The organism is Clostridioides sp. ZZV15-6383 (assembly GCF_020657735.1).
In the GTDB taxonomy this organism is placed as follows: Bacteria; Bacillota; Clostridia; order Peptostreptococcales; family Peptostreptococcaceae; genus Clostridioides; species Clostridioides difficile_D.
The window spans coordinates 1-12,781 of sequence record NZ_JAGWCV010000007.1; the positions used below are offsets into that span (position 1 = coordinate 1).

At 29.0% G+C, this 12,781-nt stretch carries 10 protein-coding genes; all 10 read right to left on the reverse strand.

Going from position 1 to position 12,781, the window contains the following annotated elements; all coding sequences use genetic code 11:
* Positions 1 to 415, reverse strand: a 415-nt coding sequence (locus KGF42_RS04330) for an RNA-guided endonuclease TnpB family protein (protein ID WP_227825842.1), incomplete at its 3' end; no start/stop codon positions are given.
* 727 nt (positions 416 to 1,142) lie between these two features.
* On the reverse strand, positions 1,143 to 2,432 hold the full coding sequence (locus KGF42_RS04335; protein ID WP_227825843.1) for a hemolysin family protein: 1,290 nt from the start codon (positions 2,430 to 2,432) through the stop codon (positions 1,143 to 1,145).
* A 450-nt stretch (positions 2,433 to 2,882) separates the two neighbouring features.
* Entirely contained in the window at positions 2,883 to 4,484 is a 1,602-nt protein-coding gene (locus KGF42_RS04340) for an amidohydrolase family protein (RefSeq protein ID WP_227821800.1), read from the reverse strand.
* A gap of 104 nt (positions 4,485 to 4,588) precedes the next feature.
* Entirely contained in the window at positions 4,589 to 5,266 is a 678-nt protein-coding gene (locus KGF42_RS04345) for a hypothetical protein (protein WP_227821799.1), read from the reverse strand.
* Positions 5,267 to 5,278: 12 nt separating this feature from the next.
* Positions 5,279 to 5,974: a DUF5058 family protein gene (locus tag KGF42_RS04350; protein WP_003426729.1), complete on the reverse strand. Its 696-nt coding sequence runs from the start codon at positions 5,972 to 5,974 to the stop codon at positions 5,279 to 5,281.
* Positions 5,975 to 6,025: 51 nt separating this feature from the next.
* Positions 6,026 to 7,225: a membrane dipeptidase gene (locus tag KGF42_RS04355; RefSeq protein ID WP_227821798.1), complete on the reverse strand. Its 1,200-nt coding sequence runs from the start codon at positions 7,223 to 7,225 to the stop codon at positions 6,026 to 6,028.
* Positions 7,226 to 7,486: 261 nt separating this feature from the next.
* Positions 7,487 to 9,532 carry a sigma 54-interacting transcriptional regulator gene (locus KGF42_RS04360; protein ID WP_227825844.1) on the reverse strand — a complete coding sequence of 682 codons (2,046 nt, stop codon included), beginning with the start codon at positions 9,530 to 9,532 and terminating at the stop codon, positions 7,487 to 7,489.
* Between the two features lie 410 nt (positions 9,533 to 9,942).
* The gene (locus KGF42_RS04365) at positions 9,943 to 10,752 is read right to left on the reverse strand and encodes an alpha/beta fold hydrolase (RefSeq protein WP_227821796.1); all 810 of its coding nucleotides are present in this window, start codon (positions 10,750 to 10,752) and stop codon (positions 9,943 to 9,945) included.
* Positions 10,753 to 10,835: 83 nt separating this feature from the next.
* The gene (locus KGF42_RS04370) at positions 10,836 to 11,369 is read right to left on the reverse strand and encodes a ferritin-like domain-containing protein (RefSeq protein WP_227825845.1); all 534 of its coding nucleotides are present in this window, start codon (positions 11,367 to 11,369) and stop codon (positions 10,836 to 10,838) included.
* Positions 11,370 to 11,427: 58 nt separating this feature from the next.
* Positions 11,428 to 12,777 carry a metallopeptidase TldD-related protein gene (locus KGF42_RS04375; RefSeq protein WP_227825846.1) on the reverse strand — a complete coding sequence of 450 codons (1,350 nt, stop codon included), beginning with the start codon at positions 12,775 to 12,777 and terminating at the stop codon, positions 11,428 to 11,430.
* Between the last annotated feature and the right edge of the window lie 4 nt (positions 12,778 to 12,781).

Consider the following 12,781-nt stretch of genomic DNA (forward strand, 5'->3'; position numbering starts at 1 on the left):
TTATCTTAACCATACCAAGTTTAGGTAATTTTATATGTTGACCACAATACACGATATTTCCATTTGTAAAGTTAGTTTTATATGAAAATCTATTAGTTTTCTTTGATTTAAATTTAGGAAATCCTGCCTTTTTTTTAAAGAATTTTTCATACGCATTATCTAAATCTTTTAAGGCGTTTTGTAGTGAAAATTTGTCAGGTTCTTTAAGCCACTTTAATTCTTTTTTTAAATTGGTCAAATCAGAACTACACTGTTTATAAGTAAAAGTTTCTTTATCGCTTTCATAAACTTCTATTCTTTTAGCAAGATATTTATTATATACAAATCTACAACATCCAAAAGTTTTGTTAATTAACTCTTGTTGTTTTTTATTTGGATACATTCTAAACTTATAAGCTTTTTCCACTGCTATCACCTCACTTTAATTGTTTTTTGATACACTTTTTAATGATTTTATCATATTTAATATATTATATAATGCTGTGGTGAACAATTTATTAATCACCTATCATAATATTAACAAATGTAATTATTTAAAACAATTATTTAGAAGGTTTTATATTTAATTTTAAATAACATATTTAAGAACCGTAAGTCCTAACTTTTATCATTTTTGAGGTTGTCGTTCACATAAGTTCGCTACTACCTATGCAGTTCTCTTATGAACTTCTTACACTTTCACGTAAGCACAGACTATATCTTATCCTTCGGCATTATCCGTTAAGGTCTACCCACTTCCACTACCAATAACTTGTAGTGTACTTCCCTCAAGAGGAATAGTCGTTGAAGTTTCTCCTATTCGGAGCTTACCTGCTGATTGCCCATTTTAAAGTACTTAGGGTTTAACCTTATACCATCTAACCAATTTTTTCTACTTTCGTAACTTTCACACTTAGGTTTATTTCATCCTTATGTTTTAGTTTGGTTAGCTTTAGGGGTTTTTAGCAATTCAAGTAGTATTGGATAGGTTCTATCCTATCTCTACATATAGGTTTCCCTATATGCTGACTATTTTAGCTACTAACTCATGACTAAAGTCACGAGTGTGTGTAGCTATTTTTTAATCAAATAAAACTCCATCCATATCAAAAATAATTCCTTCTACTTTTTGCATACAATTCCTCCAATATTTTTTGATATAATTATATTACACTTTTTATGATTAATTTTACAACCCTCAATTTATCCAATTCTAATATCGTGAAATTGTAATTTTCAAAAGTTACACTTTGATTTACTTTAATATTTGAACCCAGCATATAGGATATCCACCCACCTATACTGTCAAATCCATCATGCTCTATATCAAGCCCAAAGTACTTATTAATATAGTTAATCGATTCAGTACCATCAACTAAATAAGAACCTGCTCCTATTTTCTTAATATGAGTCTCTTCTTTGTCAAATTCATCTTGAATTTCTCCAACTATCTCTTCTAGTATATCTTCTATTGTTACTACACCAGATGTACCACCATATTCATCTACAACTATAGCAAGTTGAAGCTTTTCTTTCCTTATTCTCTCAAGAGCCTTATCTATAGTTAAATTTTCAGATATATATATAATATCTCTCAATATCTCTTCTAGTTCAATTTTATTTTCATTTATCTTTTGATTATATAAATCCCTTATATGTACAAAACCTAGTATATCATCTTTATTTTTTCTGCATACTGGATATCTTGTAACACCTTCTTCTTTTAAAATAGCTAATACCTTTTCTTCAGAGTCGCTTTCATATATACATACCATATCAGTTCTAGGAACCATTATCTCTCTAATTTTCTTTTCCTCAAATTCAAAAATATTATCAACTAATCTTTGCTCTGATTCATCTATAAGCCCACTTTTATAACTTTCTTCCACTAATAACCTTATTTCATCACCTGTATGGGCTTCATCAACCTCATCAGCTTGTGAGTATCCAAATGGTTTAAGAAATAACTCAGTACTCAGGTTGAAAAAATATATTACTGGATATGTTAACTTGTAAAATCCTATTAATAGAAAAGATGTACTCAACATTATTTTTTCTGTATTATAAAGTGCTAAAGCTTTAGGAACCAATTCACCTATTATAACCTCCATCATTGTTATAATTAAAAAAGAAATGGAAATTGATATAGTATATATAATACTTTCACTAAGATTAAATATACTTACTACTGGTAAAATCAACTCTTTAACTGTAGATTCTCCCATCCACCCTAATGCAAGAGAGCAAAGTGTTATACCAAGTTGACATGCAGAAAGATAGGAATTTAAATTGTCTTTTATTATTTTACACCTTTTTGCATTATTATTACCTTCAGCTATCATAGTATCTATCCTAGAGCTACGAAGTTTTACCATAGCAAATTCACAAGCTACAAAAAAAGCATTTATCAAAACAAGTATTACTATAAGTGTTACATTTAATAACTCCCGCATAAAGTATCGGTTCTTATAATGTACGAAATCTATAAGAACTCAAAGTTCCCCCCTTATATTTTTAAGATTTAATTTATAATATATATTCTATCATATTTATTAATATATCTTACTTTATTACAAATAATTTTTATAAACTAAATAACCCCTTTTAATATTTATGACTGGCTATTTGATAAATATTAAAGGGGTTATTTAGTTATCATTTTTTATTTCTAAAAAATCTTTTCTCAAATGATTTAGTTATCTATTTATCCAATCTTTTACATAATTTAGTGATTAAAAATATTAATTTTTTCACTATAAAGTATAAATATTATCTGATTATTAAAATAAATATTAATACTATAAATAAAAACGAAGCATGATTTTTATTTAAATAAATCTCAAACTTCGTCTTTACTTACTTAGATATTTATTTGCTTTCTAAATCCTATTATTTTTAAAACCTTATCTTTTTAATACTTCACCACATTTATTCTCAGTAATCTCTCCATTTTCTAACGCAATTTTTCCATTTACAATTACATATTCAACACCATTGGCTAGTAATTGTGGCTTTGAAAAATCAATATCTTCTGACCTAGGATAACTATAGTTTTCCATATCAATAACAGCTATATCAGCTATAAACCCTTCTTTAAGAACACCTCTATTTTTTATTTTAAACTGTCTAGCTGGTAATGAAGTTACTCTTCTTACAATCTCTTCTAGTCTGACACCTGACTTTCTGTACATATTGAAGAAAATTGGAAAAGCACCTCTTCTTTGTAGTTCAAACCATGACATATCCCCACCCACACTAAACAAACAATCTGAACCAACCATAACAAATGGATTATCAATTATTTTATTATCGTGTAGTTTATCCGGAAAATCTGCTCTATACATTCCTCCTAAACAAAAGATAAGTTCTTCATCTCCATCTAAAAGTAAATCGAGTAATAACTTGTCCTCATCTATACCTTTTTGTATGGCTATTTCACATATTGATTTCTTTTCCATATCAATATCATTAGTGTTTAGAAGTATTATACTTCCTCTATCTCCAAGTATAAATGCTTCTTTTAGTATAAGTGCTCTTCCTTCTTCATTTCTGAGAGCATCCATTACTCCATCTATACCTAATTCAAATAGACTAGATGATATTGCCATAATAAATTGAATCACTCTTTTTTTCTTCATACAATGTCCAGAACTTCTTGGTACTGTATCCACCATTATATCAACACCATTATACCTAGCCTTTAATATTTCATCAAATGCCTCTATTTCAACTGGACTTAAGTGAGATACTTGAACCCTAGCGCCACTTTTTTGTCCAACCTCTATAGCTTCTTTCACCGCATTATATCTTCCTATGTAATCTCTAATATGAGATGTATATATACCATCATGTTCTTTTATCAGCTTTGCAATATCAACAAGTTCATCAATATCAGCATACTTACTTGGTATATATGCCAATCCAGTAGATATTCCAAAAGCACCACTTTTCATGCCATCACTTATTATATCTGTAATTTCATTTTTTTCCTCTTCTGTAGGAGGTCTATCCTTAGACCCTCCCATAACACTCCATCTTATAGTACCATGCCCCAACAAAAATCCCATATTGATAGAAATACCACTTTTAGATATAAGGTCACAATATTCTGTAAAATTATTCCAACATTTATTTTTATCTATAAGATATTTTTTTTCTTCTTCAAGTAATAGACCATTTTTATACATATATTCATATACATTTTCAGAAGAATATGGTGTTATAGAATGTCCACAATTACCATTTATAGTTGTTGTGACTCCTTGTTTTAAGAACTTTTCAAATTTGCCATCTAGTATTGCTACTATCTCTTCATGAACATGAGGGTCAATAAATCCAGGTGTTATAACTTTTCCACAACAATCAATTTCTTTATTTGTATTACCATTTACCTTAGAATCTATTTTTGCTATTAAATTGTCTTTAATTGCTATATCTCCATAAAAACCAGTATTACCTGTGCCATCTACTATAAATCCATTTTTTAAGATTAAATCATATATCAAAATATTCCCTCCTTAAAACCCAATTTTTAAGTAGTTTTAATACAATTTTTTATACTTTAAAAACCAATTTTTATATTTTAAAACTCATTATTATTTCATTGTAATTAGTCACTAAGCTTATCTTTATACATAGCTCTTGCAATTAATATAGTGCCAAATACACATATAAGAACTACTAAAGACTGAGGTATTATACCCTGCTTTGACAGTATAATAGTCAATACAGATATTACAATTGCTACTAGACCTAATTTTTTATCCTGTAAAAATACTTGTCCAAAAACTGACCCAAATAGAGCTGGTAAAATTAAATTTAATTTTTCTACCACTTCAGCTGGAATTTTAGATAATACACTTCCTCCTAAAATTACTCCTATAGTTAGTATACTTATATTCACTAAAATAGATACAGCTATTCCTATTGTAGATATTATTGAACCTTCTTCTGTACCTGATTCAACTTCTGCTGCCTTTTGAGCTGCTATTGAACATGGTAGCCTCATATTAGATATATTACCAGAAAGAAAACTCATATAAGTTCCTGGTATACCTAAGATTGGCGAATAAGAAACTGGTTCTATTATGTAGTTTGGAGCACTCATACTAACAATCGCCATCGTACTTGCTAATAATGCTGATATTGGAGGCATAATACCAAATCCAAAGCTCAAAATTATTCCAGGAACTAATGCTGCTATAATACCTAAAGATAATGTCAATCTTCCATACTTTATCATAAAAGGTAAATATTCTTCATTGTATACAGATTTTACTTTACTCATAAAACTACCCCCTTATATTACTGAAGCTATTATCATTCCACTAAACATTGATATTGTAAGCCCCCACTCTCTTAGCCATTTTATGTTCTTCTTCTTTTCAAGCATACACAATATTACCATTATAGCCATTCCACTTATACATGCAATTGTTCCATTATCAAAACGTAACACCCTATCAGCATTTAGATATGCAAATGAGCCTAACATTGCTCCTAGAGATATTATTGGTATAAATGATTTCTTACCACTAGATATAACATTAGTTATCTTATCTAGTTTATGTCCAAATAGTAGTGTAAATATTATCCATCCTAAAGAACCCAGTATCATAGTCCAAACTGCATTTGTAAATGCAAGTTTTGTCATTTCTGGAGAACCTAAAGTTATGCCTAACGCATCTGTCCCAAACCCAGCTGACATTGATTCAAAAATTACAGAACCTATAAATGATAATCTCATCCATGCTATAGGTCCACCCATAGTTACTATAAGCGATACCATTCCAGCAAATATAGTCATTGAAGGTCCTATAGCTGAAATAGCACTACTCTTAACAGCTGATTTTATTTGTTTATCTGTTATTCCCATTGTTTTACCGACTTTACAAGATTTTATAGCAAATATAAGGGATTGTACCACTACTATTGATACTGCTACTGTACTTGCTATCCACAAAAGTGGATGATTAGCTAATTTTAAATAATCCATTTATAAAACCTCCCTATAAATCCTCAAATTTTATTAATATTTCTAATATATCTATTTCCAAACCTGCTTTAATACTCTAAGTATATTTCCACCTAGTACCTTTTCTATTTCCTCATCACTATATCCATGTTTTACTAAATATCTAACAATATTTTTTGAAGTTTCGGTTGGATTCTCAAGACCTTTTACATATTCTACTTTAGGATGTTCTTTTGTACCTGTTATTTTTTTTATATCAAATTTAGCAGCTAGTACTGAGTGTAATTTTACATGGTCGCCATATACTGTATCTGGTCCAAAAGCTACATGGTCTATTCCTACTAAATTTTTAATATACTCAAAATGTTCCATAAATGACTCTATTGAATGTTCTTTGTTCTTCTCCGTTATTGTGGTATGAGGTGCTGCTTCTACACCTATAACCCCTCCTTTTTTAGCACATGCTATTAACACTTCATCTGGAGTTAGTCTTTTTGTATTCCATAAACTTCTTGCGCCAACATGGCTTAATATTATTGGGTCCTTACTATATTCTATAACATCAAGTGTAGTTTGCACTCCAACATGTGAACAATCAATTGCCATTCCAATCTTATTCATTCTTTCAACAGCTTTTTTCCCAAAATTTGTAAGACCCCCATCTTTTTCTTCTTTTAATCCTGAGCCTAATGCATTGGATTCGCTGTATGTGATACCCATTAATCTTATACCAAATCCATATAGTATATCTATTCTATCAAGTTCATTTTCTATTGGTGCTGCCCCTTCTAGCGTTGGTATCAATGCCACTTTCCCTTCACTTTTAGCCCTGTATATATCTTCTACTTTTTCACACTTTATAACAAAATCTTGATGGGCTAAATCACACAATCTCATGCCTAAGTCTATTAATATATCATCCCATTTCCAGCCTGAATTTGATGTTATCGTACATACACCATCCATTAAATTATCAAATATAGCATCATAATATCCTCTTGATAATGCTTCATAAGCACATCTTTGTTTACCTTCTCTATTGTATTCAAATATATCTCTTTCTAGGTGTTCTGGAAATAAGACTGGATGTTCATGTAATGATATAAATATTTTTTCATCCACTATACTTTTAACCTTAGCTTCTTGAGCATCATCTAACTCAATAAGATACTCTTTTACTCTCTTATCTCCTTTACACATCTCAATGGATGAAATATCTTTTCCTTTTTCTAAATAACTATAGGCTTCATATCCTTTATAAGCTGACTTCATAACAACAATCCTCCAAGTTCTACAATTTTTTATATTTTTTCTATGTAGCAATTGATATGCCAAAATACAAATTTTAATTGTATAATAAACTTTTCAAAAAATAAAAACGGTAGTAAAATTGAGACTTACTACTGTTTTATTAGAAATAATCTTTTTATATTATTAATTTAACACTTTTGAACTGTCTTAATTTTAAAAATAATCTTATTTATTCCTGTCTATTATAGGTCGTTTTTTAGGGGATTTTTCCTTTTTAGTCCCCTATATCTCCCCCTTAAATTTTACATATAATATAAAGTTCTTTCCTTCAGCAGTTATAAAACTACCTTGTTTTTTTACTCCAGATAAAAGTAAACCATGACTCTTTAATTTATCTATTCTTTTTCTGATTTGGTCTACACTTAAAACAATACCTTTTTCTTTTAAAATTTCTTGTAGTTTATTTCTTCCTAAAAACATATTTTTATTATTCCAATTTTCTATACTAGTCAATATACATATACTCTCATCAAAAAAGTTCGATTGTTTGAAATCTAGGATAATTGAATCAAAGTTTTCATTAACTAAAGTATTGTTTTTTTCAAACCTAAATTGTTCTGGCAAATGCTCGTAATCTACTCTATCTTCTTCCACTATAGTGTCAATATAATAAATTAAATTTTTAAGCTCTCTTACATTCCCTGGCCATTCATACATCCTTAAAGCTTGCATTGATTCTTCTGTAAAACATTTGTTGCTATTTATTTCATCTAAAAAATACTTACTTATAAGAGGTATATCTTCTTTACGCTCTCTAAGTCTAGGTACCTCTATATGTAATACATTAATCCTATAATACAAATCTTCTCTAAAAGAACCTTCTTTGATTTTTTTCTTCAAATCTTTATTCGTTGCAGCTATAATTCTAACATCTATTGGTATAATTTTACTTCCACCCATTCTCATAACTTCTTTTTCTTGTAAAACTCTCAACAATCGTTTCTGTACATCTAGCGATATATCACCTATCTCATCTAAAAAAATTGTTCCTGCATGCGCTCTTTCAAATATACCCATTTTCCCACCTTTTATTGCTCCTGTAAAACTTCCTTCTTCATAACCAAAAAGCTCACTTTCAATAAGTGTATCTGACAAAGAAGATAGGTTGACTGCAACAAATGGCTTGTCTTTTCTTAGAGATTCATTATGTATTGCCTGGGCAAATATTTCTTTTCCTGTTCCATTTTCTCCAAGTATCAACACAGAAAAATCTGTAGCTGCTATTTTTCTTGCAATATTAATCTTTTCTTTTATTATTTTACTCTCACCTACAACATTTTCAAACGTATACTTTGATACAAAACCTTTTGCTTGAAATTTATTTTGAATCTTGTCCTCAAGTACTTGGATTGCACTTATATCTTTAAGGCTTATAATACTCTTTATTCGTTCATTATTTTCATAAACATTTACTTTATTAATTATCAGTTTTTTGTTATTTAAATTTACTACTTCATCATTAACTTCATCCTCTTGAAAAAATATTTTTTTGACAACCTTATCACTAAATAAGTCCATAAAATTATTAGATATAATTTCATTTTGGTCTATTCCAACTAGATTAGAGAATACTTTATTGCAATATATAAATTTTCCTAACTTATCAATAGAAGCAATACCTTCATCTATAATCTCCAAAAAACTCTTCATGGTTTTATTCATAGTTGTGTAATACCTATATCCACTTACTGTATCTTCATTATATTTTTCTTTAATAATATGTAACTTATCTATAGATATATTTAGTTTTGTAAAGATTTCTATAACTGTATTTATATCAATTACTTTATCACCTATGTCAATTATTTGCTTTATGTTTTGTGGTATGCTGTTTCTGCTTCCCGTAATAATTCCAATCTCACATTTAGACTTATCACAATCTGAATAATATGGTATTAGATTAATGTGAATTAATCCTAGTTTTCTAATTATCTTGGCAGTTTCATCTGCTGACTCTTTGTAAGCATCTATAACCATAACGTCAGAATCATTTTCTATACTTATTATCTGATTTATATTTTCAATGTTTATAGTACGATGTATTATTACAATAGGTATATTTTTATCAATATTATTATGTATATGCTCTTTTATATCATTATCTGAACATACTACAAGCTCATAGCTTGACAGTTCAATACTTATTCTATTTACATAGACCAAGTTATCTATATTACAAAATTCTCCAAACATATTTTCCAATTGTTTTGATATGTCTATATTTATTTTGTCATCAGTTGATACAAATAAAATATTATGTTTTTTCATAGCACCACCTCCTGTTTAACGAGTATAGAAAGTAATAATTTGGTCTATTGTAGCACTTTTTGAAAAAGTTTTAAATCTTAAAAATCACATTTTGTATTATTTACCATTATTTTCTATAAGTAAAATAATGTAAGCTATCTTTTTTCACCTATAATTTAATTTCTAAAACGATTATTTTAACATTATTGAAATAGAAACAAAAATTTAATATAAAATTGTTAATATATCAACAATTTTGAGTAAGAATAAAGAATAAATCATAACAAAATTTAGGAATATATAATAATAGGGTCTCAGAACTTAATGACAAGTTCTAAGACCCTATTTGTTTAGTGTACAAGACATTATAAAATTTATTTTAAATCATTTCACATAATATTACTCTTTTTCTAAGTGGTAATAAAATATCTCTATTCCTCTAAAAACTGTAAAAATTCCTGATTAAATAGTTTAAGCTCATCATAGAATATAGCATGACCACTATACTCAAAAGTATATAAAGTTGAATCTTCTATTTTTTCATTCATAAAAACTGCAAATTCATATGGGCATACTTCGTCTAATTTCCCATGAAATATACCAGTAGGCACTCTCACACATTTTAAATCATTAAACAATTCTTCATCTCTTAAAGATATAGCTGTTCCAATAGTTCCAATACCTGATGCACTAAAACCAATATCATCAAACCACCTTCTAAAACTTTCTGAGGGATTTGATGCAAACACTTTTTTTCCAAAATTGGTTACCATTCCTGGTCTATCAGTACATGCTTGTGCTATCAATTTATTGACATCTTCACGTGTCATACCATATGGAAACTCTGGAGGTCTTTGTACAAATGATGGTGCAGCAGCTGCAGCTAATGCCAATTTTGATACCCCATATCCATTAAACAAACTCATATACCTAAGTACAATTGCCCCTCCCATTGAAAAACCAACAAGGGTAAAGTCTTTTAAGCCAATAGCATGTACCACCTTATAAATATCATCTGCTAACTGGCTATAAGTATATCCTCCTGAGGTTGCATCAGATTTACCAAACCCCCTTAAATCAATTGAAACTGTTCTATATCCGAGTTTTGGTAATATATTTGTTTGATATTCAAATATCTTATGTCCTAATGGCCATCCATGTATAAAAAGTACTGTTTTTTTAGCACTCGGATTTAAATCATATACGGCTATATTTATATCATTCACATATACATAATACATATCAATAGCAACTCCCTTCAAGAAAATGTATGATGGTTATTTTATATATATGAATAAAATGATGAATAACTAAACTTTTGAGCTTATTTGCAATACTTCTCTATTGCTTTTTCAAATAAACTTACATGAAGTTTTTCATCTAGGATTATTCTATTTAATATGGCTTTTATATAAGGGTCTTCAATAAGACTTATATCTTTATAATAATTGTTAATAGCCACATGTTCCAAATGCAAATCTAGTTTTAATCTGTTACAAATAGAATCTCCATAGCATACAAAACCACCATTCCAATATGCACCACAAGAACTTGTAGAGCCTCTATATACAGGATTTCCACCCAATAATCTTATAGTCTTTGCTAATATCTCCATATGTAACATTTCTGTTATAGATATATTTACCCACATTTCATTTAATTCTCTATGCTTTTCATCTAAATCAAAATTGTGGTATAGATATTGATTTACACTCGTAAATTCACTTGATACTCCAGCATAGTCATCCATCAATAATTCTGCATAATACTTGTTTTGCCCTAAAACCTTTATTTCTGGGTATGGCTCATCACTTGAGTATCCCTTTCTCTTGTGCATGTCGTAATGTGCATCACTCATAATATCCCCTCCTTTAAATTTAACGTATGATATTAATTGTATGCATCACGACTTTTTATTATTCATCTTTTCCAGCTACTGATAACTCCTTAATAGCAACTGAAGGTGAACCTATGCTACTCATTGGAAACTCTAAATCATCCCCTATAACTTCAATATCTTTCAATAAATCAAAATAGTTTCCTGCTACTGTAATTTGCTCTACTGGAAATTCTTTTTTCCCTTCTTTGATATAAAAGCCTTTAGCTGCTAAAGAAAAGTCTCCTGTTACTGAATTTGCACCTGAATGAAGACCTGCAAAACTAGTAACCATCAATCCTTCGCCTATATCCTTCATAATTTCATCTAGAGATTTCTCTCCTTTATCTATATAAAAATTAGTTGGATATATGCTTATAGGTGATGAATATGAAGATTTTATTCCATTTCCTGTAGTCTTTACATTTGCCTTATTAGCCGTTTTTAAGTTATGAAGTAAAGTTATAAGCTCTCCATTTGAAACAACTTCTTTTCTAAATGTAGCTACTCCCTCATCATCAAAAGGAGTAGATGCCATGCCATTTTCTAAAAGTGGGTCATCAACTATTGTAACTATAGGAGATGCTATCATCTCTCCTTCTCTGCCTTTTAATAAAGATAATCCTTTTTGAGCTGAATCTGCATTAAATATTCCAGAGAATGTGCTAAGTAAAGATACCATAGCTTCATTAAACAATATAGTTTTATATTTACCTGATGGTATACTCTTACCTCCTACTTTAGACAAAGCATTATCAACACCAAGTTTTGCTATCTCACAAGGCTTTATTTCCTCAATAGAATTTCCTATATTGTACCCTACTCCATCATATTTTTGTCCATTGTCTTGTATTATGGGAACTACAAATCCTATAAGCACATTAGTTTTATTACTTAAATCAAGACCTTTAGTATTGTATATACCATTACTTGATACAGAATAAGATATAGTACACTTAGATAAATTTACTACCTTATCTGAATAAGCTTTAGTTTCTCTTTCCATTTCTAGAGCTAAATCAATCAACTTATCTGCTTCTAAATTTTCTAACTCTTTAGAGTAAGTCTTTACATCATTATAGTGCTTATCACCTTCATATATAAATTGTGCATCGTCACTTTCAATAGTACCTACTCCATCTTTTACATTTTTTATCAACATATCAACAGCTTTATCATCTAAAATTTCTGTATAAGAATAACCTATCTTTCCATTTACCTTCCCTCTAAAAGATAAACCAAAAGATTTATCAAGATTGTATTTCTCAACTTCTCCTTCATATATATTTATACTTAAATTTTCTCCTGTATAATAATATATTTCACACTCTTCAAAACCTTCACTTAGAGCTTTTTTAAATAATATATCCTTAAAACTTTTAAGTTCCACACTC